This is a genomic window from Micromonospora sp. M61 (genome assembly GCF_018070245.1).
Classification (GTDB): Bacteria; Actinomycetota; Actinomycetes; order Mycobacteriales; family Micromonosporaceae; genus Micromonospora; species Micromonospora zamorensis.
In genome coordinates, this window is the sequence record NZ_JAGPYA010000031.1 from 39,258 (window position 1) to 62,554 (window position 23,297).

Here is a 23,297-nt window from a genome sequence, read left to right on the forward strand (position 1 = left end):
CGAGTTGGCAGTCGTTCACCGGCTCGGCTAAAGTTCTCATCCGTCACCCGGGAACGTCCGGGGGCGTGCGGACGTAGCGCAGCTGGTAGCGCATCACCTTGCCAAGGTGAGGGTCGCGGGTTCGAATCCCGTCGTCCGCTCGGAGCTGCCGCCACGCATGACGGGGGCAACCTCGGTGGGGTGGCCGAGAGGCGAGGCAACGGCCTGCAAAGCCGTCTACGCGGGTTCAAATCCCGTCCCCACCTCGGCAACAAGCACGGGCGATTGGCGCAGTGGGAGCGCGCTTCCTTGACACGGAAGAGGTCACTGGTTCAAACCCAGTATCGCCCACCACACAGAACGGCTCGTCACCGAAAGCCCGGTGACGAGCCGTTCTGCTTATCCCTGGGCTCATCCGACGCTGAGCCGGTAACCGATCCCGCGAACGGTGTGCACGCGCAGGGCGTCGTCGGCGGCGCGCAGTTTGCGGCGTAACCGCTTGACGGCCGAGTGCAGGATCGACGTGTCGCCCAGGTACGCGCAGCCCCAGACCGACTCGAAGAGCCTCTCGTACGTCCAGACTCCGAGCGGTGCGGTGGCGAGCTGGGTGAGCAGGCGACGCTCGAGTCGGGTCAGGGCCAGCGGTTGTCCACGCCACGTCACCAGATGGCCGAGCGGGTCGATCGTGAGGTCACCGAGACTGGTCCGGCCGGCGGTGCCGGCGGGAGCGGCTGCGGCGGGAGTGGGAACGGCTGCGGAGGTGGAGAGCCGCGCCGGCCGGCTGCTGGCGGGCGGGCCGATCATCGCCTGCAACTCCGCGAGGTCGGTGCAGATCACCAGGGTGCCGAGGCCGTTCAGGCGCCGCACCATCCGCTCGCGCACCGACACGTCGGCGGTCACGCAGAATACGAGGGACACATCGTCGATCACTGTTGTACCTCCCCAGGGCCAGTGAAAGACAACGCTGTCTGAACCCCGTAGTCAATGGTTTCCGCACCCCGTGACCCACTCGGGTTCGCTGACTACACGCTCTCCGCTTCGCCCGCACACCGCGTTCTACGCGAAGTCGCGCGGATCAGGCTGGCTCAGAATCTCCCGTTCGACCGTCGCGGCCACGCCCTCCGCCGGGATTCCGGACATCTGGGCACAGGCCGGCACGAACAAGGTCAGGTCGGTGGTTTCGGCGCCGAGGCGACCAGGCCGTCGACACCCTGTGACCGGCGGTACTTTGTCGAACGTTCCAGATAGCGGGTAGCGTTCAGGCATGGCACGCACCCGTGAGTTCGACCTCGACGCCGCGGTCAACGCGGCGATGGAGGTGTTCCGGACCAAGGGCTACGAGGGCACCTCGATGCGCGACCTCGCCGAGGCCACCGGCCTGGGCAGCGGCTCGATCTACGCCGCGTTCGGCAGCAAGGACGGCCTCTACCTGGCGGTGCTCGACCTGTACCGGCAGCGCTACGCCACCCCGATGGTCGATCTGCTGCGCTCCGGCAACGACGCGCGAGCGGTCATCCGTGAGATGTTCGTCGGCACGGTGGACGACATCACCGGCGACGGCCAGCACCTCTCCTGTCTCATCGTCGGCGCGTCGATGGAGCGCGCACACCAGGACCAGCGGGTCGCCGACCGGCTCCGGTCGACGACGCAGTCCCTGGAGTCGGCGCTCTACGACCTGCTGGCCGACGCCCAGCTGCGGGGCCAGATCACGTCCGCTCGCAGCGCCACCGATCTGGCCGGCTTCCTGGTGACCAGCCTCCAGGGTCTGCGGGTGATGGGTGCCATCAACCCGGACCGGGCGGCGCTGACGCGCTACGCCGAGGTCGCGCTCACCTGCCTGGACTGAGTGGGGTGTCGCGCGCACGGGCCGACCACCTCGATCGAGGCGGCCGGCCCGTGACGTTGAGCCCTCACAGCGGAGGCGCGATGTCCCGCCGCTCCTCGACCTGGCGGTATTCCACCGGCTGCTCGGTGGTGGTGACGACCTGGCGGCGGCGACTGAAGATCAGCGTGGTCATGATCAGGCCGAGCACGCCGGCTCCCATCAGGATCCAGCCGACCACGTCCAGGTCGATGCCGCCGACGCTCGCATCCAGCGCGAAGGTGAGAATCGCGCCGAGCGCGATGAGGAAGATGCTGGTGCCGATACCCACGACAGCCTCCTTAAGGGGGTGTGGTGTGCTGTCGAGATTCCTCAATACCCCGCTGCCGACCAGTGCAACCGCAACCGCCCAGGGTGCCGCGCCAAGCGATCTTGGCGTCAGGTAGAGTTCACCTGTCGCCGGCGGTTGTCGGGGACGTGCGGACGTAGCGCAGCTGGTAGCGCATCACCTTGCCAAGGTGAGGGTCGCGGGTTCGAATCCCGTCGTCCGCTCGCGATGTGCCCCACGGGGCCACCACGGGCGATTGGCGCAGTGGGAGCGCGCTTCCTTGACACGGAAGAGGTCACTGGTTCAAACCCAGTATCGCCCACCACCCTGGCAGCCGGGCTCCGCCCGGTTCTGCCAGTAACCGGTTACTCGCCGGCGCGGAGAACCTCGCTCAGCCGGTCCCGTCGCCGCAGCGCCGACTCGACAGGTATGACCGCGGCGGCCGTCGCCAGCAGCGCCACGCTCACCAGGCCCAGCAGCCACCACGGCAGCACCGCCGCCGGTTCGGTGGCTTGGCCGGTGAGCAGCCGCAGGTCGAGCGGGCCGAGAGTCAGGCGTGCGAGCAGGGCCCCGAGTGGCGGGCCGCACACCGCAACGACCACGACCGGCGGCAGCAGCTCTCCGGCGGCGACCCAGCGGGCGTCGCGCGGCCGCAGGCCGAGGGTCCGCAGACGGGTCAGGGTCTGCCACCGCTCCGACGCGCCAGCGGCGGCGGCGAGCGTGAGGCCGAGCAACCCCAGCGCCAGCAGCACCGCGGCGGCCGTCCACGCCAGCCGTAGCAGCCCAGCGGTCAGCGGAGCCACTCGCTGCGCCCGCAGGACGTCCGTGCGCAGCACGACGTCGGCGGCTACGCCGGTGTTCGACATGGCCCGCGACGCGCCGGGGCCGGTCACCCAGACGGTGTTCGGAACGGCGGGCAGCCCGGCGTCGGCGAGGGCCTCGGCGTCCACTATGACGATGTCGTCGGCACCGCCGACGGAGGGAGCGGTACCGACCGCGGCGAGACGAATCGCCGGGGCACCGTCGCGGGGTAGCTGCAGCTGCGTGCCGGTCCGCAGGTTGCCGTCGCTCGATCGGACCAGCGCTGGGACGTCCCCGGGGCCAGGGCCGGGTGTCGTGAGGCGTGCCAGCGCCGGCGCGTCGGGCAGCGGAGTGGTGGCCAGCAGACGCTGGAACGCGGCGGCGTCCACGATGACCAGACGTGGGGTGAGCAGTGTCGATTCGGTGAAGACGCGTGCCGAGTCGGTCACCTGCGCGACGACGACCTGCCCTACCCCGGGTGCGGCGGCGATGCGCTCGGCGAGTGCGGGCGTGGCTGCCTCGGCGTCGGTGCCGACGTCGAGGCGGGCGTCGGCGCCGACGGTGCTCCACGCGCCGTCGTCCAGACCCCGGGTGACGGTCGTGCCGAGGATGAGCGCGAACGACGCGAGCGCCGCGGTGCTGACCAGAACCAGCAACGGCAGCGCGCGCCCGGCCGTTGTGGCCGCCTGGGCGGCACCGAACACGGCCAGCGGGCGGCGCGAACGCAGGGCCCCTCGGAGCGCGAACCGTGCCCCGAGGGGCAGCAGCCGGAGCAGGACGAGCGCGCCGACGAGCGCGCCCAGAGTGAGGGCGCTGATCGGCAGGATCAGGTCGCCGGTCAGCTCAGCGGTGTCGCCGTCGGAGGCGACGGGCAGGAGCCCACGCTGGTGCAGCGTGACGAAGGCGGCGACCGTGGCGATCAGGACCGCGGCCTCCACTGCGGCGCGGCGCAGTTGGCCGGTGGCCCGGATCCAGCGTCGGGCGGCCGGGTTGGCGGGTTGGCGCCGGTCGCGGCTGGCGCGGGCGGCGGCGAGGGTGCCGAATGCCGGCCCCGCGACGGCGCCGGCCAGGACCACGGGGACGGCCCAGGTCCAGGAGACGCCCGGAGCGGCCGCGCGGGCGAACGCGAGCCCGACGGCGGCGGCCGACAGGGACACCACTGTGGACTCGATGATCAGTTCCGCACCGAGGTCGGGTAGCGCCGCCCCACGCTGCCGGGCGGCGCTCAGCACCGGGGTACGGCGGCGGACCAGCAGGTCGGCGGCGAGCAACAGGACCAGTGCGGTGGCGCTCAGCACTCCGGTGAGCAGGACGGCGGCCTGTGCGAAAGCAGCGCTGTTCCGTGTACGGGCGTCGCGTAGGGCGGTGTCGAGCTGCGACTCCCACTTCAGGGTCTGGCCGCGGTCGCTTGATGAGCCGGAGGCTGCCTTGAGCTTGACCACCTGGCTGGCGAGCGCCACGGTGGCGTCCCAGCTGAGCGCGTCGGGAGCGGGTGCGAAGTGGACGGTACGGCGGAGTTGGTCCTCGTCGATGGCGAGCCGGGCGTCCGGCAACGACTCGCGCGACAGCAGGCCGGCGAACCGGGTGATGCCCACGCCGTCGGCGCCGGCCACGGGGCGCAGGAGTGCAGGAGCCAGGAGCCAGGCGGGGTCGGCGCTGTCCGCGGGTCGGTAGATCCCGCTGACCCGGATGTCCTTGTCGCGACCCTGGCCGTCCCTGACCGGGATTCGGTCGCCGGGGCCGAGATCGAGTGCGGTGGCGTCCTCCTCGGAGAGGCCGACCTGCACCGGCCAGGGCGGTCCGTCGTAGGGGGTCTCGACGTACTCGTCGGAGACGGTGGGGCCGGGTGGGCTGCCGGCGATCCAGGTCACGTCCGGGCCGCCGAGGTCACCGGCCAGGTAGGTGAACTGGAAGGTACGCGGCACGCTGCCGCCGGTGATGTTGAGGACCGGGCCGTTGACAGCGGCGACGGGTGGGAGCAGCGCGGCGTCCAGGTCGGGGCCGAGCGCGTAGGTCGCCTGGGCGCGGAAGTCGTCGAGCTCCTCCGCGAGGCGGGGCATCCGGACCCGTCCGCCGGTCGGCCCGTCGTCGCGTTCCCAGTTGGCGTGCACGAGGACGTTCGAGTCGTGGCCGGCGCGGCGGACCGTGTCCTGGACGGCCTCGTCGGCGGCGGCGCGCAGCAGCGCCGGCACGGCTCCGGCGAGCAGCGTGACGGCCGCGATGACGACGGCGGTGAGCAGCAGTGGCCCCGCGTCGGTGCGGCCACGGCCGCGGATGCTGGGCCAGTGCAGCGCCGGCCACCGGCGGGTCAGCCACCGGTTCACGGTGACACCCGCAGGTGCGCGGCGTCGGCCCGGCGGACCTGGACGGTTACCACGACGGCGACCGCCAGCACGCATCCGGCCAGCAGTACGGCGAGCAGTGCGGCCTCGGCTGGCCACGGCCAGTGTGGCTGGGTGGCCGGGACGGGCGCGGCGCCGGTGTCGGAGCGCACGAGCAGGGGAGCGACGACGCGGGTGGCGAGCGCGCCGACGACGGCGCCCGCCGCGAGCAGGGGCAGCAGAACGCCGGCGTGCTGGCCGAGCAGCACGGCCCGGATGCCGCGCCGGGACATCCCCAGGCCGCGCAGCCGCGCCACCTCGACGGCGCGGACCTGTAGATCACAGGTGACGTGCAGGACGACGCCGGCGAGCAGCAGCAGGGCCGCAGCCGGGACGATGAGCCGGAGCGCGGCCGGCAGCCCGGCGCGCAGCGGGCCGCCGGTGAGGCGGGCGGTCTCCGCCTCGCGGGTCGCGACGGTGCCCAGGTGCAGGGCGGTGGCCCGCTCGGCGGCGCCGGCACCGGCCGGGTGGCCGACCCACCAGGCGTCGACCGGGAACGTCAGGTCGCCGGTGACGGCGCGTGCGCGGGACAGCGTGTCCAGGTCGGCCAGGACGGCTACGGCGCCGGGGGCGGACGGTACGGTCGGCACGACCTCGGTGACGACGACCGGGACGGGCGTGATGCCGACCGTGACGCTGAGCTGGCTGCCGTTCTCGGCACCGACCTCGCTGGCAAAGCGGGCGGAGACGGCGACGGGCACCGGGCCGGGGTCCGGGAAGGCGGTGGCGACGAGGGTTCGGGCGGCGTCCTCGGCACCGTCGAGGTCGACGGTCGCGGCCATCCGAAGCGCGGATCCCGTCGGCGTGGCGGACACCATGACGGTCGGGTCTCTCAACTTGCTCGGGACCGGCGGTGCGGACGTGGCGGTCCAGTCCGATCCGTCTGTGGATCTCTCCGTCGACCCGGCGGGCGGCACGGTGAGCGTGACGGCTACGGCGACGGGTCCGCCAACCGCGTCCGCGGTGACCGGCAGGGCGACAGCGACGAGGCGTTGCCCGTCAGCCGTCGCGCAGGCGGGCAGCCGATGCTCCTGGCCGTCGAGCGGTACGGCGGGACCCGTGCAGGACGTGCGCAGGCCGCTGGCGTCCTGCAGCAGCAGCCGGGGCGTCACGGTGAGCGGTGCGTCGTCGTCGGCGGTCCCGCTCAGGACGAGCGGGGTGCCTTTCCCGATGGCGAGGCCGGTGACCCGGGTGCGCGGCGCCAGCGTGGCGCCGACGCCCGCCCATCCGCGGTCACTGTCCAGCCGCCCGCGCAGCAGCGTGTCGGCGCGGGTGGTGTCGATGGCGATCAGGCGCGGCGCATCGCCGGCGGTGCCGAGCCACTGACCGACGGAGGTACCACGGTCGAGGGCCGGACTGACCACCCCCGCGGTGACCGCGCTGACGACCGTGCCCTCTCCGGCGACCGGCACCGTGCTGAGGGTGAGTGCCAGGTCGGTGCCGACGGAGAGCGCGGCCTGGTCGCGCTGCGACTGGTGCCACGTGCTGTCGAAGGCGAGACCGAAGGTCCCGGCCGCGCAGGCCAGTCCGACGAGCAGCCCGGCGGCGACCGCCTGTGGCCGGCGGGCGGCCTCGGAAGCCGCCAGCGGAAGCGCCAGCCCACGGGCGCGGTACGCCAACCGTTCGGCGCCGCGCAGGGCGGGCATCACCACCCGGAGAGCCAGGGCGGCGCCTGCGGTGAGCAGCAGCGCGGGCGCGAGCACCCGGACGGCATCGGCGCGTGGGCTGGCTGCGGTGGGCTGCGCGTACAGCTGCCACCATCCGGCGGCGGCGAACACCGCGAGCATCAGGTCGGCGCCGGATCGGGCCAGCAGTTCGCGGCGGGTGCGCCGATCGCCGGCTGCCGGGACGGGCCGGATCGCCAGGACGGTGAGGACGGCGGCGAGCACCAGCGCGCCGCCGGCGACCGCGAGGACCTGGGCACCGGCGATGGCCGGCCGGACGGTCAGGCCGGCGCCGTCCAGCGGCGGCAGGTGGGTCAGGCCGGCGTGCAGGGCCGACGAGGCCGGTGTCGCGAGCGCTGCGGCGACGGCGGCGACGAGCCCGGCCTCGAGTGTCGCGGTGGCGGCGAGTTGGCGACGGCTGGTGCCCAGGGCGGACCGCAGGGCGGTCTCATCGGCGCGTATGCCCGCTGTCAGCCGGCCGGCGAGGACGAGTGCTGTCGCGGCCAGGACACCGCCGAGGGCGGCGACGGCGAGCACGACGGCGGCGGTGACGTGCCGTTGGTCGTCGGCGGCCCGCAGGGTCAGCGGCAGGTCGGAGGCGACACGGGCGAGCGTGACACGGTCGCCGAGGGTGCCGGCCAACCGGCGGTCGGCGCCGCCGACGGCCCCGGCCGCGGTCTCCAGGTCGTGGCGGTTGGCGTGGGACAGGTCCGGATGGGCGGTGACCTCCATCCGGTCGACTGTGGCGCCGGTGGTGACCAGGTCGGCGAGGTCGACGAGGAACGGGCCGTAGGCGTTGACCGGCTGCAGGAAGCGGCCGTCCCGGTAGCCGGTGGCGGAGCCGGCCGCGGCCAGCGGGTCGCGTTCCCAGCCGCGCCCCGCCAGCGGGCGTACGACACCGACGACTGTCACGTCGATGGCCGGGACGGGCGGGTGGGCCAGCTCGGCGCCCAGGCGCACCCGGTGACCGGGGGTGATGCCGAGCAGGTGGGCGGTGGACTCCAGCAGCACCGCGTCGCCAGGGTGCTGTGGCCAGCGCCCGGTGACCAGTTCGGCCCGGGCCGGCAGATCGTCCAGCCCGGACAGGTACGCCTGGGCTCCGACGGTGGTGCCCTTTGCGAGCGTGGGCGGCAGCGCTCGCAGCACCGTCGACGCCCGCGCGGTCGTCGTCACCGGGAACGGTGCGAGCGCGGAGGCCACCACGGTGCGGGTGTCGGCGGCGACGGACCGCGTGTCCCTGCCCTCGACGGTGCCGGTGTAGACGGTCACGTCGACGGCGGCGGGGGCGGCGCGGGCCATGGCGACCTCCAGCGCCCGCTCGGCGGTGCGGGTGACCAGCAGGGTGCAGGTGCCCAGGAGTGTCGCGCCGATCGTGACGACCCCGAGGAGGGCTGCCAGCAACGGCCACTGCGCGCGGGCGCGCCGGCTGACCAGCCTCAGCATCGTCGGGTCATCCGGCGTCCGGCACGGACTCGTACGGCTGCCCGGTCGCCTGTTCGTCGAGGTGCCCGTCGTGGATGCGGATCACCCGGTCGGCCAGGGCCATCATCACCGCGTCGTGCGTCGACACCAGTACGGTGACGCCTTCGGATTCGGATATCCCGCGCAGCAGGGCCATCACCGACAGGCCCGTCTCGGCGTCCAGTTGCCCGGTGGGCTCGTCGGCGAGCAGGAGCCGGGGCGAGGCGGCCAGCGCGCGGGCGATCGCCACCCGCTGCTGCTGGCCACCGGACAGCTCGGCCGGCCGCTGCTGGGCGTGGTCGGCCAGGCCGACCAGTTCCAGCAGCAGCTCGACCCGCCGCTCGCGCTCGGTCGGGGCGACGCGGGCCATCCGCAGCGGGGCGGCGACGTTCTCCGCGGCCGACAGCACCGGGATCAACCCGAAGCTCTGGAAGACGTACGACACCTTCTCGCGCCGCAGCCGGGACAGGCCGTCCTCGTCGAGCGCGGTGACGTCGGTGCCGTCGACGTGCACGGTGCCGGCGTCCGGGCGGTCCAGGCCGCCGATGACGTTGAGCAGGGTGGTCTTGCCCGAGCCGGACCGGCCGACGAGCGCCACCATCGAACCGGCGGCCACGTCGAACGACACGCCGCGCAGGGCGTGTACGACGGTCGGCCCGGTGCGGAATCGCCGGTGTACGCCACGCACACTGAGCAACGGCTCGCTGCTCATTCGCCGCTTCCCGAGTCGGGGCGGATCGTGATGTGGTCGGGTTCCAGGGCCAGCCGGACCCGTCGGGTCAGCGCCAGCGCCTGGCGGAACTCACGGGGCACCTGGACCCGCCCGGCCCGGTCCATCACGGCGTACTCCTCGGCGATCACATGCGTGTCGCCCTCGGCGTCGGTGGTGGTGCGGCGCAGCACCTCGCTGCTGGTACGTCCATCCCGGATCGCGACGGTCCGTTCGACCTGGCTGCTGACCTCCGGATCGTGGGTCACCACGACAACGGTGACGCCGTAGCGTCGGTTGACGTCCCGCAGGACGCCGAAGACCTCGGCGGACGTGGCGGCGTCCAGCTCGCCGGTCGGCTCGTCGGCGAGCAGGACCCGTGGTTGGTTGGCCAGCGCCACAGCGATCGCGACGCGCATCTGCTGCCCTCCGGAGAGCTGCCCGGGGCGCCGATCGGCGCAGTCGGCGACAGCGAGGCTGTCCAGCAGCTCGGCCGCGCGCTCCCGGCGCTCCTTGACCGCGGTGCGGGCCGCCGTCATCGGCAGGTCCACCATCTCCCGTGCGGTCAGGTAGGGGATCAGGTTGCTCGCCGTCTGCTGCCGTACGAACCCGACGGTGTGCCGCCGGTAGTCCACCCGGTCCGCGCGGGACATCGCCAGCAGATTCCACTCATCGACCCGGACCCGCCCGGCGGTGGGGGCGTCGATGCCGGCCAGGATGGAGAGCAGCGTCGACTTGCCCGACCCGGAGGCGCCGACGACGGCGACCAGCTCACCGCTCTCCACGGCCAGGTCCAGTCCTTGCAGTGCCTGCACCTCGATCGAACCGGTCTGGTAGATCCGCACCAGGTTCTCGCAGACGATGAGCGCGTCCCGGCCGAACTCGGGTGCCCGTGCGGATGGCTGCGGCAGGGACAGCGGTGTGCTGGACATTCCCTGCTCCGTCCGGGTTGTGCTCACGCAGATTGAAGCAGTTTCGCAATCGGCGGCTCCGTTGACCATGCCCTGGGCGGCTTTCCTGCATTCTGGACGAGGGTGCCGCGGGATCGGAATCTCCCGACCACCGGACCCCGGCGGGTTCTGCCACGGGCAGATCCGCTACCGGTGAAACGGGGTGCCGCCCGCCGGGCTGCGCCGGCACTGTGGAGCGCATGAGACTGCTGGTGCTGGGTGGTACGGGTTTCGTGGGCGGGGCGACGGTCACCGAGGCTGTGCGGCGGGGTTGGTCGGTGACCGTGTTCAACAGAGGTCTGCACGGCTCGGTGCCCCCGGGCGTACACCGGTTGCGGGGTGACCGCACCGCGCCGGACGGTCTGGCGGCGTTGGCCGGCGGCGAGTGGGACCTGGTGGTGGACACCTGGGACGGCGCGCCGCGCGCGGCCCGCGACGCCGCCCGCGTCCTGGTCGACGCGGTCGGCCACTTCGTGTACGTGTCCAGCGGGTCGGTCTACACCGACCCGGCCGCGCCCGGGTTGAGCGAGGACTCCCCGGTGGTGGACGCCGACCCGGGCGCCGTCGACGGCGACTACCCGCAGCTCAAGTCCGGTGCCGAGCGTGCCGTGCGGGAGGTCTTCGGCGACCGCGCGCTGGTCGCCCGGGCCGGGTTGATCCTGGGCCCGGGGGAGGACATCGGCCGGTTGCCCTGGTGGTTGCGTCGCGTCGAGCGCGGCGGCGACGTGCTCGCGCCCGGGCCGGTCGACCTGCCGGTGCAGTACGTCGACGTTCGCGATCTGGCGGCGTGGATGCTGGACGCGGGCGCCCGGCGGTTGGGCGGCACGTTCAACGCGACCGGTCGTCCCGGGCAGACCACGATGGGTGAGCTGCTCGACGCGTGTGTGGCTGCCACCGGTGCCGACGCCCGGTTGCGCTGGACCGATCCGACGACGATCCTCGCCGCCGGTGTGCAGGCGTGGAACGATCTGCCGATCTGGCTGCCGACCGGTCACCCCTACCGAGGGCTGCTGGAGCGGGACGTGACCCGCGCTCTCGCCGCCGGGTTGACCTGCCGGTCGGTGACCGAGACTGTCGACGACACCTGGCGGTGGCTACGCGAGGTCGGCACCGTGCCCTCCCGCGCCGGGCGACCGCTGCACAGCTCGATCGGGCTGGACCCGGCCCGGGAGGCCGCGGTGCTCGCCGCCTGACCGTCCCGTCAGCCCTGCCCGCCGCGCACCGCGGAGGTGTCGACCACCTGCGCCGCGGTCAGTCGCGGGGTGTGCGGTGGGCCCGACTGTGCCGGGTCCGCGATGCCCAACCGCAGCACGATGTACGGGTAGCCGATCACGGAGAGCATCTGCCGCAGGGTCTGCCGGGTGCCCGGCACCTCCACCGCGGCGCTGAGCGGCACCACCGACACGCCGAGCCGAGTGGCGGTCAGCCAACCGGCGGACAGCGCCTCGCCGGCACGCAACCAGCTGTCCCGCTCGTCCTCGTCGCCGTGCAGGATCGCGTACACCGCCATGCGGTCGTGGCCGGGACTCACGGGCAGGCTGCCGGGGCGGCCGAAGTCGCGACCCGGCACTGTGGTCTGCGGCGGCTGCTCGGGCAGCACCTCCGCCGGCAGGCCGGTGCCCTCGCCGGCGCGGCTGGTCCAGTAACGCAGCTCTGCGCGCAGCTCCGGGTCCTCGGCCTCGATCGTGTCGGCGTGACTGGCCGTCGCGGCCAGCTCCAGCACCTGGTCGCGGTCGAGGATCTGCAACCGGCAGCCCTCCGCGTTGACCGCCCGGACGATCTGCTCGATCGCCGTGGACGGCACCGGCTCGTCGCTGACCGGCCGCCGGTCGGTGTGCCGGACCTGCATGCACTGCACCATGTGCATGGCGTCCGGGTCTGCCTTTGTCTGGCTCAGGTCGGTCAGTCGGGCCAGCAGCTCGCTGTCGCCCGGGTCGGGCAGCCGCTCCACCACGGCGCGCCACCCCTCGGCCGCCAGCGCGAGCCGTGCGTGGTGCAGGGCGGTGCCACAGCTGATCGCGAGCAGCCGGCCCTCCGGGTCGGAGGCGGCGAGCTGCCGGTCGGCGACCGAGCGCAGCTCCAGCGCGTCGGGCAGCACCCGCCAACGCCACGGCTGGGTGTTGTGCACCGAGGGGGCGTGGCCGGCGGTGGCGGCGGCCTCCGCCAGCGCGGTGGTCAGCTGGTTCTCCTGACTCATGGTCACGACCTTTCCGTCTCTGCTCATCGTGCCTCACGACACGGCTGTGGTGCGGGGGTTGCCGCACCATCATGTGCATAGCGGTGGTGTCACCGCAGGGCCACAGGTCCCGACCTCGGCGGGCCGGTCCGCCCGCCGAGGTCGGTCCGAAACCCTCGACACCGCGCTCAAGGTCGGCGGAGGTCAGCGTTCCCGGACCACCGCCACCGGGCAGTTGGCGTGCTGGATGAGCTGTTGGCTGACCGAGCCGAGCAGCATCCCGGCCAGCCCGCCCCGGCCCCGGCTGCCGACCACCACCAGCCGCGCGTCGCGGCTCGCCTCGATCAGCATCGCCGCCGGGCTGCTCGGGACCAGGTCGACAGTCACGGCCAGATCGGGGAACGTCCGCCGCCACGGCTCCAGCGCCTGCTCCACAGCGGCCTGCTCGTCGGGCACACCGGCCGCCCCGCCGGGGCCCGGTGTCCAGGCATGCAGGACGCGCAGCGGCACCTGGCGCTGCGCCGCCCGTTCGGCAGCGAACCCGAGCGCCACCAGCGACGGTCCCGAGCCGTCCACACCGACGGCCACCCGGCCGGTCGACGCGTCGACCGGAGCGCTGCCGACCCCGTCCCGGACCACGACGACCGGGCAGTGGGCGTGCGCGGCGACCGATATCGCCGTCGACCCGGCCAGCAGACCACCGAAGCCACCGTGGCCTCGGCTGCCGAGCACCAGCATGCCCGCCTCAGCTGAGCGTTCCTGCAACACCAGGGCGGGCGGCCCGTCGTACACCTCGCCGGTGATCCGCAGGCCGGGGTTCGCGGCGGCGGCGTCGGCCGCCGCCTTGCGGACCAGCTCCTCGACCTGCCGGCGGGCGGTGTCGTCCGGCCAGACCCCGGGCGCCACGCCGGGGCCGACCCAACTGGCCACGGTCAACCACTCGAAGACGTACGCCAGCCGCACCGGTTGGCCGCTGTGCCGCGCCTCCTCCAGCGCCCAGTCGAGAGCCACCGAGGCGTCGGTCGAGCCGTCGTAGCCGACCAGGATCTCCGCGTCGCGCACGTCGTTCTCCTTCAGGGGTTGGTCGGGTCGGTTTCGCGGACCCAGCGCCACTCGGCGACCTGTGGGTCGTCCTCGCCGTACTGGCGGGTGTAGTCGCGGGCCGCCTGTCGGGCGTCGACCATCCGTTGGCGCAGGTGCGCGGCCCGGGCTCCCAGCCCGGGCACCCGGTCGATGACGTCGATGACCAGGTGGAAGCGGTCCAGGTCGTTGAGCATCACCATGTCGAACGGTGTGGTGGTGGTGCCCTCCTCCTTGTAGCCGCGCACGTGCAGGTTGTCGTGGTTGGTACGCCGGTAGGTGAGTCGGTGGATCAGCCACGGGTAACCGTGGTACGCGAAGATGATCGGCCGGTCCGGGGTGAAGATGGTGTCGAATTCCTTGTCCGGCAGGCCGTGCGGGTGTTCGGTGTCCGGCTGGAGTCGCATCAGGTCGACGACGTTGACCAGTCGCACCTTCAGCTCCGGCAGGTGCTGGCGCAGCAGTTCGGCGGCGGCCAGCGTCTCCAGGGTGGGCACGTCCCCGCAGCAGGCGAGCACCACGTCCGGCTCGCTGCCGTCGTCGTTGCTGGCCCAGTCCCAGATGCCCAGGCCGCGGCGGGTGTGCTGGATCGCCTCGGTCATCGTCAGCCAGTTCGGCGACGGCTGCTTGCCGGCCACCACCACGTTGATGTAGTGCCGGCTGCGTAGGCAGTGGTCCATCGTGGCGAGCAGGGTGTTGGCGTCCGGCGGCAGGTAGACCCGCACCACCTCGGCCTTCTTGTTGACCACGTGGTCGATGAAGCCCGGGTCCTGGTGCGAGAAGCCGTTGTGGTCCTGCCGCCAGACATGGCTGGACAGCAGGTAGTTCAGCGAGGCGAGCGGCTGCCGCCAGGGGATGGCCCGGGTCACCTTCAGCCACTTGGCGTGCTGGTTGAGCATCGAGTCGACGATATGGATGAACGCCTCGTAGCTGGTGAACACGCCGTGCCGGCCGGTCAGGAGATAACCCTCCAACCAGCCCTGGCACAGGTGCTCGGAGAGCACCTCCATGACCCGGCCGTCGGGCGAGAGGTGGTCGTCGCCGGGCACTGTCGCGGCCACCCACGCCCGGTCGGTCACCTCGAAGGCGGCACCCAGCCGGTTGGAGGCGACCTCGTCCGGGCCGAACAGTCGAAACGTCTGCGGGTTGGCGCTGATCACGTCGCGGATCCACGGACCCAGCACGCCGGTCGCGCCGGCCATCGGGGTGCCCGGCTCGGGGACCTCCACGCCGTAGTCGCGGAAGTCGGGCAGGGCCAGGTCACGCAGCACCAGGCCGCCGTTGGTGACCGGGTTGGCGCTCATCCGCCGGTCACCGCGCGGCGGCAGCGTCCGCAACTCGTCGACCGGCGCGCCGGTGGCGTCGAACAGCTCCTCCGGCCGGTAGCTGCGCAGCCACTGCTCCAGCTCGGCCAGGTGCGCCGGGTTGTCGCGTACGCCCGACAGCGGCACCTGGTGGGCGCGGTAGGTGCCCTCCACCTGGATGCCGTCGACCTCGGCGGGACCGGTCCAGCCCTTCGGCGTCCGCAGGATGATCATCGGCCAGCGGGGGCGTTCGACGACGCCACCGGAGCGGGCCCGCCGCTGGATCTCGGCGATCTCGTCCAGTGCCCGGTCCATCGTCGCGGCGAGCGTGCCATGCACCTGCGCCGGGTCGTCGCCAGCCACCACGTACGGCTGGTAGCCAGAGCCGCGCATGAGGTCGAGCAGGTCGGCCTCGGGGATCCGGGACAGGACGGTCGGGTTGGCGATCTTGTAGCCGTTGAGGTGCAGGATGGGCAGCACCGCCCCATCCCGGGCCGGGTTGAGGAAAACGTTGGAGAGCCAACTGCCGGCCAGTGGCCCGGTCTCCGCCTCACCGTCGCCGATCACGCAGGCCACCACGAGGTCCGGGTGGTCGAACGCGGCGCCGTAGGCGTGGCTCAGCGCGTACCCGAGCTCGCCCCCCTCGTGGATCGAACCCGGCACGTCCGCCGCGACATGGCTGGGGATGCCGCCCGGGAAGGAGAACTGGCGGAACAGCTTGGACATCCCGGCCTCGTCGCGCGCCACGTCGTGGTAGCGCTCGGACCAGGTGCCCTCCAGCCAGGTGTTGGCCACGATGGCCGGGCCGCCGTGGCCGGGGCCGGTGACCAGCATGGCGTTGAGGTCGCGGGCGACGATCACCCGGTTGAGGTGGGCGTAGATCAGGTTGAGGCCGGGGCTGGTGCCCCAGTGGCCGAGCAGCCTCGGCTTGATGTCGTCGACTGTCAACGGCTCCCGCAGCAGCGGGTTGTCCAGCAGGTAGATCTGCCCGACGGTGAGGTAGTTCGCGGCGCGCCAGTAGGCGTCCAGCCGACGCAGTTCGTCTTCGGTCAGAGGGCTGTGCAGGTCAACAGCGGAGTCCATGCTGCGTAAGCCTCTCGCGGGTCGGGTGGGCGTCCGGCGTCCAGTCTCGTCGCTGCGGTCGCCGGTGGTCAGGGCCGTTGGTCCCGGGCCGGGCGGGCAGTGTGCCCGGTGAGCGGCTTCTCGGCTAGACCACGGACGACGACCACCGGGGCCGGGGAGTGGTAGAGCAGGGACTGGGCGACCGCACCCAGCATGGCGCGCCCCGGTTCGTCGCCGCGGGCGGCGACGAGCGCCACCTGTGCCGAGCGGGACATGTCGATCAGCACCTCGGCGGGATCACCCCGGACGACGCGGCACTCGGTGGGCACCCCGCCGTGGAGATCGGTGTGCCGGGCGAGCGCCTCGCTGAGCTGCTCGGCGACCGCGTCGGTGTCCTCGTCGTACTCCACCACCCGCAGGGCCAGCAGCCGGGCGTCCCTGCGGGCCGCGCACTCCACGGCCCACTGCAGGGCGAGATGTGAGCTGGGTGAGCCGTCCACACCGACCAGCACCGGCCCCTGCGGGGGCGGTTCGCGGCGGACGACCATCAGCGGGCAGCCGGCCCGCGCGGCCAACTGCACGGCAGATGTCTCGGCCGGGATGCACTGGCCGCTGCCGGCCATGCCGCTGTCGCCGACCGCGAGCAGGAATGCTGTCTCGGACCGGCGGATGAGGGTGGGCAGCAGGGCGCTCTCGACGATCTCAGCGCCCACGGTCAGCCCCGGCTCGGTCTGGTGGGCGAGTTGTGCCGCCTGTGTGATCAGTTGCTCGGCCCGATCGCGGGGCGCGGCGACGGTGTCCGCCGCGAAGGCCGCCTGCCAGTCGAAGGTGTGCAGCAGGTGCAGTGGCCGGCCGTGTCCGGCGGCCTCCTGCGCGGCCTGCGCGACGACCGGAAGGTCGAGGTCCGACCCGAGGCCGACCAGCACCGGTGCGTCGGCGGGTGCGGCCATCCGATATCACCTCCCGGGCGTCGCGCCCGGCACGACCAGCCTGTCCTGACCGAGGCTAGTCGGATGGGTTCGGCGGCGGGGCGGTTCTCGTTACGTCACCGTCGTCCGTCAACCAGAGTTGACAATGGTGGCGCTGTCAACGTATGTTGACGGCATGAGTCAGGCGACAGAACTCGCGGCGGCAGCCGGCAGCACCGACCCCCGGGTCGGGCTGCGCGCCGTCCGCGCGCTGCGCCGGCTGCTCGAGCGGCTCGAGGTGGTCCAGGTGGACAACGCCCGTCGACAGGGCTGGTCCTGGCAGGAGATCGCCGACGCGCTCGAGGTCAGCCGGCAGGCGGTGCACAAGAAGCACGCCGGGCGACCGGCGGTCAACCCATCCTGGGAGGCGTGATGTTCGAACGGTTCACCGACCGGGCGCGCGACGTGGTGCGCCGGGCGCTGGAGGAGGCACGGGCCGAGGGCCAGCGCCCGGTCGGCACCGAGCACCTGCTGCTCGCCCTGCTCGCCGACGACGCGGGCCTGGCCAGCCGGGTGCTCGCCGACGCGGGCGTGCGCGCCGACGACCTGCGCGAGCGCGTCCGCCGGCACACCGCCACCGGTGGCGCGGGCCTCGGCGACGCGGACGCGGCGGCCCTGCGGGAGATCGGCATCGACCTGGCCGCAATCGTGGCCCGCATCGAGCAGTCCTTCGGCCCGGACGCGCTGCGCGAGGCCGTGCCGGCGCCGCGCCGTCGCTGGGGGCGCAAGCGGTTCCTCGGCGGCCCATTCTCACCCCGGTCCAAGAAGGTGCTGGAGTTGTCGCTGCGGGAAGCCCTGCGGCTGCGCCACCGCCACATCGGCACCGAGCACATCCTGCTCGGGGTGCTCCGGGAGGGCCACGGGCTGGGCGCTCTGGTGCTCACCGAAGCCGGAGTTGACCTCGACGATCTGCGCCGCCGGGTGGAGGCCGCGCTACGGGCGGCCGCCTGATGGGGGCGGTCGCGTTGAAACCTGTCTGTGGCACTTCCGACGCGGGCCGGTCGCCGGGTCGCTGAAGCCGTCCGGGTGCTGCACACTGACGCCGTGGATCCTGGACAGGACAGGCGGCCCTCGGGCGGCGACGGCGGGCTGCGCTCCGCCGTGGTGGTCAACCCCGTGAAGGTCGACGATCTCGACGAGTTGCGCCGCACCGTCGACGACGCCCTGGCGGCGGCTGGCTGGCCCGCGCCGCAGTGGTTCGAGACGACAGTCGACGACCCGGGCCGCGGTCAGACCGAGCAGGCCGTCAAGGACGGTGTCGACCTGGTCTTCGCCTGCGGTGGCGACGGCACCGTGATGTCCTGCGTCAGCGGTCTGGTCGGCACCGACGTGGCCCTCGCCGTGCTGCCGCAGGGCACCGGCAACCTGCTCGCCGCCAACCTTGGCCTCTCCACCGACCTGGCCGCCGGGTTGCAGGTCGCCGTCGAGCGGGGCCGACGGCTGCTCGACGTTGGCGCGGTCGAGGACAAATACTTCACGGTGATGGCCGGCATGGGCTTCGACGCCCAGATGCTCGAGGCCACCAACGAGACCACCAAGGCCCGCATCGGCTGGCCCGCGTACGTGGTGGGTGCCGCCCGGCACCTGCGGGACCGGCCGATGCGGGTGCAGATCCGCATCGACGACCGTCCGCCGCTGCGCCGCCGGGCCCGCTCGGTCCTGATCGCCAACGTGGGCCGACTCCAGGGCGGTGTTCGCCTGCTCACCGAGGCGGAGCCGGACGACGGCTGGTTGGACGTCGCAGTGCTCACCCCGCGCAGCCTGCGGCACTGGCTCGCGCTCGGCTGGGCGGTGATCCGCCGCAGCGGCCAGGTGCCGCGGATGGAGGTCTACCGGGGTCGGCGTGTCGTGGTCACCAGCAACCGTGCCCAGCCCCGGGAGCTGGACGGCGACCTCATCACGCCCGGCCGGCAACTGCACGCCGAGGTTCGCCCTCAGGCGCTCTGGCTCTGCGTCCCCCAGCCCGAGGACGCCCCCGACCTGGCCGTCGACGCGCAGGGCGCAGGGGAGCGGGGCGAGCAGCTGATCGAGGAAGCGCGCCGTGAGTAGCACTCGGATCGTGCCGGAGACCCGGCTGATGGCAGACGAGGAGCTGTCCGCCGACGACGCCTGGCACACACTGCGTCGCGAGGGCGGCTGGCACCTGCTGCGCGACGCCTTCATCCGCTTCCGCTACGGCGACGGGTTCAGCCACTCCCGGGCCTTCGCGCTGCAGCTGTGCCTCGCCGTGGTGCCCTTCCTGATCGCCCTCACCGGCCTGATCAGCGAGCTGGGTGTCCAGGAGGGCGGCCAGGTGGTCGCCGACACCGTCCTGGCGGTCACCCCCGGCCAGAGCGCGCAGATGGTCGGCGAGCTGCTCGGCGAGGGCGAAAGGGTGGAGGACGCCGGGGAGCTGGCACTCACCCTCGGTCTGCTCACCGGCCTGTTCGCGCTGACCACCACGATGGCCCAGATCGAGCGGGGCGCCAACCGCATCTACGGGGTCGAACGGGACCGCCCGGCGCTGCGGAAATACCTCCGCGCCGCCGTGCTGGCCGTCACCGCCGGTCTGCCCGCGCTCGCCGGCTTCCTGATCCTGGTCGGCGGCGGCGCGATTGGCGACTCGGTACGTGAGCACTACGAGTGGGGTGAGGTCGCCACCGGCATCTGGAACGTGGTCCGCTTCCCGCTGAGCCTCGGGCTGACCGTCCTCGCCGTTGCCGTGCTGTTCCGGCAGGCGCCACGCCGCAACCAGCCCGGCCTCTCCTGGCTGTTCTTCGGCGCCGGCATCGCCACGGCCCTGTGGTGGCTGGCCAGCCTGCTGCTCGCCGCGTACGTGCGGTTCAGTGACGATTTCGGGCAGACCTACGGCGCGTTGACCGGCATGATGGCGTTGCTGCTCTGGGCCAACCTGACCGGGATGGCCCTCTTCGGAGGGCTGGCCTTCGCCGCCCAGTTGGAGGCGCTGCGCATCGGTGTGCGGGAGCCCGCCCAACCGGACCTGTGGGAGCCCGAGGCGGACCGGGCCGAGCTGGTCGACACCGGGGACATGACCGCGCTCTAGCTGCCCGGCGTGTACGGGTGACGCAGATCGGGTAAAGCGCCTCGCCAGACAACAAGGGAGGTGCGGGGTGACCGCGGTCAAAGAGGTGGCACGGCGTCCGATCGGTCATTTCGCCGAACGGAGCATCGCCGGCCTGGTGGCCGTCACCGGCGCCGGGGTGGCCTTCGGGCTGCTGTTGATGCTCGTCCGGGTGCGGTGGAGTCCTCTGCAGGACGCCGACCACGCCGTCGCCGAATGGTTCAACGGGCTCGTCGCCCCGCACCACGCACTCGTCACCGTCCTGCAGGCGGTGACCGACCTGGGCGGCCGACCGATCCTCATCTGGTTGGTCACCATCGCCGTGGTCGGGCTGCTGATCCGGCGCCAGCCCCGACTCGCCGTCTATCTGATCATCACCGGGGTCGGTGGTCTGATCCTCGACCCGTCGCTGAAGACGCTGGTCGGCCGGCTCCGCCCGGTCGTGGACGTGCCGATCGCCAGCGCCCCGGGCAACAGCTTTCCCAGCGGGCACGCGCTCGGCTCGTTCGTCGCGTACGGGGCTCTGCTGCTGGTGTTCCTTCCGGCGATGGCGCCGCGCTGGCGCAAGCCGGTGATCGTCGGGGTCGGCGTGCTGGTGGCACTGATCGGTCTGACCCGGATCGCGCTGGGCGTGCACTTCATCTCCGACGTGCTGGCCGGCTGGCTGCTCGGCGCCGCCTGGCTGGGCGTCACCGCGTACGCCTTCCAGCTGTGGCGGCGCGAGCGCGGGCGACCGGTGCCGCCGTTGAGCGAGGGCCTGGAGCCGGAGGCGGGGCACGACATCGCCGCCGCCCCCGACGAGGAGCGCGTGCTGGCCCACCCCCGCTCGGCGGTGGCCGAGCTGCTGGTCGGCTGGGTGCTCGTGTTCGGGGCGTTGTACGGCTTCGGCACGTACGTCAGCTACCACGCCAAGGGCACCTTCTTCGACACCCTCGACACCGACGTGCCGCGCTGGTTCGCCGAGCGGCACACCGACGTGCTGACCGATGTGAGCTGGTGGTGGAGCAAGTTCGGTGACACCCACGCGATCCTGCTGATCTCGCTGGTGTTCTGCCCGCTGGTGCTGGCGGTGTGGCGACGCTGGCGGCCGGTGCTGTTCGTGGCGCTGGCGATGGTGGGCGAGCTGACCCTGTTCCTCGCGTCGGCGCGGGCTGTCGACCGGCCCCGCCCGGCCGTGGAGAACCTCGACGGGCAGATGCCCACCTCGTCGTTCCCGTCCGGGCACATCGCGGCCACGATCTGCGTCTGGCTGGCGATCACCCTCATCGTGTTCCCGCGTACCGACCGTTGGTGGCGTTGGATCTTCGTGGCGGTGGCCGTGATCATGCCGGTCGGGGTGGCCACCTCCCGGATGTACCGGGGCATGCACCACCCCACCGACTTCATGGGCGCGATCCTGCTCTCCGCGCTCTGGATCGGGCTGCTCTACCTCGTCGTCCGCCCCAACGCCGACCTCAAGGAAGGCAACCAGCCGGCCATCGAGTCGGAGGACGTGGACACCCTCGACGACGAGCTGGCGCGGGCCGGCCGAGCCGACTGAGCGCCGCCGTGCTGCGGGTGATGACGTGGAACATCCGCACCGGCGGTCAGGATCGTGGCGGCCCCGGCCGGCTGGATCAGGTGGTCCAGGTCGTCAACGAGCAGGCACCTGATGTGCTGGCCCTCCAGGAGCTGCGCGGCTTCGACCGTGACGGGCTGATGGCCACAGTGGCGGGCCGGGTGGGGATGACACCCCACCTGGCCCGGTCCTGCTTCGGGCAGCCGGTGGCGGTGCTGGTCCGGCCTCCGTACCGGGTCGTCGACGCGGGGACGCTGCGGCGGCCGTTCCACCACGGCGCGGCCCGGGTCGTGGTGGCCACCTCCGCCGGCCCGTTCACCGTGTTCGGCACGCACCTCTACCCGTATTCGGGGGGACGGCGGCGGATGGAGGTCGACTGGCTGGTCGCCGCGCTGCGGCGTACCCCCGGGCAGTTGGCGCTGATCGCCGGTGACCTCAACTCGCTCGACCCGACTGTCGACCACACCGCTCAACTGGCCGGCATGCCCGCCCTCTACCGGCGGCGGCACCTGCGCCGGCGCGGTGGCGCCGTGGACACCCGCGCGATTGCCCGGCTGCTCGCCGCCGACCTGGTCGACCTGTGGCCGTCGTGCAACGTCGGGGCACCGGAGGCTGACGGCCACACCGTTCCGACCCGGTTCGGCGGGGCCGAGTTCGCCGGTATGCGGCTGGACTACCTGCTCGGCACCCGGGCGGTGGCGCAGCGGGCGGGGGAGTGCCGGGTGATCCGGGGCGCGACGGCGGACACCGCCTCGGACCACTATCCGCTGCTGACCACGCTCGACCTCGGCCCGGCCGCAACCGACACCTGAGGCCTGGCACGGACCGGTTACCGTGCCCACCGTGACCGACCGTCCCATCGCCCACTCGCCGCTGCCCGGGCCGCCGAGCGAAAACCGTGGCGCACCAACGGTGGTGCGTCCGACACCGTCGGTTGTGGACACGGCAGAGCCGGCCGCCGTCGCGCTCCCGCTCGTCGCGGCCGTCGCGCGGGGTGTGGCGCTGGTCGTGGTGCTGCCGGTACGCCTGCTCTGGGAGCTGATCGCGGCTGCCGGCCGGCTGATGTACCGGAGCCTGCTCAGCCCCGTCGGCCGGTTCCTGCACCGGTGGCTGCTGTCCCCGCTGTCCTGGGCGCTGCACCGACTCCTCTGGGTCCCGCTGGTCTGGTGCGCCCGCAACCTTCTCTGGCTTCCGTTGCGCTGGGTGGCCCTGACCCTCGTCTGGCTCCCGCTGGTCTGGCTGGGGCGAGGTCTCGCATGGGCAGCCCGCACCCTGATCTGGCAACCGCTGGTGTGGCTGGCGTACGGCATCGCCTGGGTTGTCGCCACGCTAGTCTGGGCGCCGCTGGTCTGGCTCGTCGAACGACTGGTCCTGCCGCCGCTGCGCTGGCTGGGCGTGGCGCTCACCCCCGTCGGACGGTTGCTGTGGCGGGGCGTCGGCGTGCTGGCCGGGGCGGTGCGCGCCGCGATCGTCGGGTTGGTCCGGGGGATCTGGTGGGTCGCCGTGGGGTTCGGCCGGCTGGTCGTCGCCGCGGTGGTGGGCGCGTGGCGGGCGGCCGGACGGGTGCTGCGGCTGCTCCACCGCCTGCTGCTGAGCCCGCTCGGGCGTGGGCTGCGCTGGGTGTGGCGGCACACTGTGCTCCCGCTGCTGCGGGGTGTCCGGTGGGTCTGGTCGGTGACTGTCGTGCCGGTGGCGCACGGGCTCGGGGTGGCCTGGCGGGCCACCGTCGTACCGGTGGCCCGCTGGATCCGCCGCGCGGTGCTCGACCCGGCCCGGTTGGCCTACCGGGAGGTGCTCAGCGCCCTGGGCCTGCGCCGCTGACCGTCACGCGCCGAGCGACGCCGCTGACAGTGGCAGCGCCGAGGCGCGGACGCCTCAGAGCACCAGGTTGAGCAGGACGGTGAGCACCACCGAGGCGAGGATCGAGAAGAGGATCATCAGGAGGCAGCCGAGGCCACCACCGAGCGGGCGGATCTCCACGTTGCCGAAGCGC

General features: G+C 72.9%; 20 protein-coding genes and 5 tRNA genes. 14 read left to right on the forward strand and 11 right to left on the reverse strand.

Translation table 11 applies throughout. From position 1 onward, the window contains the following. The first annotated feature begins 67 nt into the window (after nt 1-67). The 3 genes from KBX34_RS19020 (at nt 68) to KBX34_RS19030 (ending at nt 333) form a co-directional block, all read left to right on the forward strand. A tRNA-Gly gene (locus KBX34_RS19020) sits at nt 68-140 on the forward strand. A gap of 34 nt (nt 141-174) precedes the next feature. Further along, a tRNA-Cys gene (locus KBX34_RS19025) sits at nt 175-245 on the forward strand. Between the two features lie 13 nt (nt 246-258). Continuing rightward, nucleotides 259-333 (forward strand) — tRNA-Val (locus KBX34_RS19030). Nucleotides 334-390: 57 nt separating this feature from the next. Here the strand turns inward: KBX34_RS19030 and KBX34_RS19035 are convergent. Then, nucleotides 391-849 carry a winged helix-turn-helix domain-containing protein gene (locus KBX34_RS19035; RefSeq protein WP_210794307.1) on the reverse strand — a complete coding sequence of 153 codons (459 nt, stop codon included), beginning with the start codon at nt 847-849 and terminating at the stop codon, nt 391-393. Between the two features lie 186 nt (nt 850-1,035). Then, nucleotides 1,036-1,245: a hypothetical protein gene (locus KBX34_RS19040; protein ID WP_210794258.1), complete on the reverse strand. Its 210-nt coding sequence runs from the start codon at nt 1,243-1,245 to the stop codon at nt 1,036-1,038. Between KBX34_RS19040 and KBX34_RS19045 the strand changes: the two genes are divergently transcribed. Next, nucleotides 1,244-1,825, forward strand: a complete 582-nt coding sequence (locus KBX34_RS19045; protein WP_210794259.1) for a TetR/AcrR family transcriptional regulator — start codon at nt 1,244-1,246, stop codon at nt 1,823-1,825. The two genes, KBX34_RS19040 and KBX34_RS19045, sit on opposite strands and share 2 nt — an antisense overlap. A gap of 64 nt (nt 1,826-1,889) precedes the next feature. Here KBX34_RS19045 and KBX34_RS19050 read toward each other — a convergent pair whose 3' ends face one another. Further along, the gene (locus KBX34_RS19050; RefSeq protein ID WP_088946900.1) at nt 1,890-2,132 is read right to left on the reverse strand and encodes a DUF6458 family protein; all 243 of its coding nucleotides are present in this window, start codon (nt 2,130-2,132) and stop codon (nt 1,890-1,892) included. 148 nt (nt 2,133-2,280) lie between these two features. Here KBX34_RS19050 and KBX34_RS19055 point away from each other — a divergent pair. Together KBX34_RS19055 and KBX34_RS19060 are read left to right on the forward strand one after the other, a co-directional pair. Continuing rightward, nucleotides 2,281-2,353: transfer RNA gene (locus KBX34_RS19055), tRNA-Gly, on the forward strand. A gap of 26 nt (nt 2,354-2,379) precedes the next feature. Further along, nucleotides 2,380-2,454 (forward strand) — tRNA-Val (locus tag KBX34_RS19060). 40 nt (nt 2,455-2,494) lie between these two features. On the opposite strand, the gene KBX34_RS19065 is transcribed toward KBX34_RS19060, so the two are convergent. The 4 genes from KBX34_RS19065 to KBX34_RS19080 are packed head-to-tail and all read right to left on the reverse strand — an operon-like array spanning nt 2,495 to nt 10,077. Next, the gene (locus KBX34_RS19065) at nt 2,495-5,254 is read right to left on the reverse strand and encodes an FtsX-like permease family protein (RefSeq protein ID WP_210794260.1); all 2,760 of its coding nucleotides are present in this window, start codon (nt 5,252-5,254) and stop codon (nt 2,495-2,497) included. After that, nucleotides 5,251-8,418: an FtsX-like permease family protein gene (locus KBX34_RS19070; protein WP_210794261.1), complete on the reverse strand. Its 3,168-nt coding sequence runs from the start codon at nt 8,416-8,418 to the stop codon at nt 5,251-5,253. The genes KBX34_RS19065 and KBX34_RS19070 overlap by 4 nt, the downstream gene beginning before the upstream one ends. A 7-nt stretch (nt 8,419-8,425) precedes the next feature. Then, on the reverse strand, nt 8,426-9,148 hold the full coding sequence (locus tag KBX34_RS19075; protein WP_210794262.1) for an ABC transporter ATP-binding protein: 723 nt from the start codon (nt 9,146-9,148) through the stop codon (nt 8,426-8,428). Further along, on the reverse strand, nt 9,145-10,077 hold the full coding sequence (locus KBX34_RS19080; protein WP_210794263.1) for an ABC transporter ATP-binding protein: 933 nt from the start codon (nt 10,075-10,077) through the stop codon (nt 9,145-9,147). Before KBX34_RS19080 ends, KBX34_RS19075 begins: the two co-directional genes overlap by 4 nt. A 218-nt stretch (nt 10,078-10,295) precedes the next feature. Here KBX34_RS19080 and KBX34_RS19085 point away from each other — a divergent pair, with 218 nt between their 5' ends. Further along, nucleotides 10,296-11,288, forward strand: coding sequence for an NAD-dependent epimerase/dehydratase family protein (locus tag KBX34_RS19085; protein WP_210926103.1), 993 nt, complete (start codon nt 10,296-10,298; stop codon nt 11,286-11,288). 8 nt (nt 11,289-11,296) lie between these two features. Here the strand turns inward: KBX34_RS19085 and KBX34_RS19090 are convergent, their stop codons facing one another. The 4 genes from KBX34_RS19090 to KBX34_RS19105 form a co-directional block, all read right to left on the reverse strand. Continuing rightward, the gene (locus KBX34_RS19090; protein ID WP_210794265.1) at nt 11,297-12,292 is read right to left on the reverse strand and encodes a nitroreductase; all 996 of its coding nucleotides are present in this window, start codon (nt 12,290-12,292) and stop codon (nt 11,297-11,299) included. Nucleotides 12,293-12,475: 183 nt separating this feature from the next. After that, nucleotides 12,476-13,333 (reverse strand): universal stress protein, encoded by an 858-nt coding sequence (locus tag KBX34_RS19095; protein WP_210794266.1) that lies wholly within the window; start codon nt 13,331-13,333, stop codon nt 12,476-12,478. Between the two features lie 11 nt (nt 13,334-13,344). Next, complete coding sequence (locus tag KBX34_RS19100; protein WP_210794267.1) at nt 13,345-15,738, reverse strand: phosphoketolase; 2,394 nt, start codon at nt 15,736-15,738, stop codon at nt 13,345-13,347. Between the two features lie 68 nt (nt 15,739-15,806). After that, a complete protein-coding gene (locus KBX34_RS19105) occupies nt 15,807-16,667 on the reverse strand; it encodes a universal stress protein (protein WP_210794268.1) in 861 nt (286 codons plus the stop codon). Between the two features lie 154 nt (nt 16,668-16,821). On the opposite strand from KBX34_RS19105, the gene KBX34_RS19110 reads away from it, so the two are divergent. From KBX34_RS19110 to KBX34_RS19140, 7 genes are all read left to right on the forward strand, one after another. Then, a complete protein-coding gene (locus tag KBX34_RS19110; RefSeq protein WP_088946910.1) occupies nt 16,822-17,058 on the forward strand; it encodes an HTH domain-containing protein in 237 nt (78 codons plus the stop codon). Beyond that, entirely contained in the window at nt 17,058-17,636 is a 579-nt protein-coding gene (locus KBX34_RS19115) for a Clp protease N-terminal domain-containing protein (RefSeq protein WP_210794269.1), read from the forward strand. Before KBX34_RS19110 ends, KBX34_RS19115 begins: the two co-directional genes overlap by 1 nt. Nucleotides 17,637-17,729: 93 nt before the next feature. Continuing rightward, complete coding sequence (locus tag KBX34_RS19120) at nt 17,730-18,734, forward strand: diacylglycerol kinase family protein (RefSeq protein WP_307871434.1); 1,005 nt, start codon at nt 17,730-17,732, stop codon at nt 18,732-18,734. Next, nucleotides 18,727-19,728 carry a YihY/virulence factor BrkB family protein gene (locus KBX34_RS19125; RefSeq protein WP_210794270.1) on the forward strand — a complete coding sequence of 334 codons (1,002 nt, stop codon included), beginning with the start codon at nt 18,727-18,729 and terminating at the stop codon, nt 19,726-19,728. Before KBX34_RS19120 ends, KBX34_RS19125 begins: the two co-directional genes overlap by 8 nt. Nucleotides 19,729-19,795: 67 nt before the next feature. Then, nucleotides 19,796-21,286, forward strand: coding sequence for a phosphatase PAP2 family protein (locus tag KBX34_RS19130; RefSeq protein WP_210926105.1), 1,491 nt, complete (start codon nt 19,796-19,798; stop codon nt 21,284-21,286). An 8-nt stretch (nt 21,287-21,294) separates the two neighbouring features. Beyond that, nucleotides 21,295-22,116, forward strand: a complete 822-nt coding sequence (locus KBX34_RS19135; RefSeq protein ID WP_210926108.1) for an endonuclease/exonuclease/phosphatase family protein — start codon at nt 21,295-21,297, stop codon at nt 22,114-22,116. Between the two features lie 31 nt (nt 22,117-22,147). Continuing rightward, a complete protein-coding gene (locus KBX34_RS19140; RefSeq protein ID WP_210926110.1) occupies nt 22,148-23,125 on the forward strand; it encodes a hypothetical protein in 978 nt (325 codons plus the stop codon). Nucleotides 23,126-23,297 lie beyond the last annotated feature (172 nt).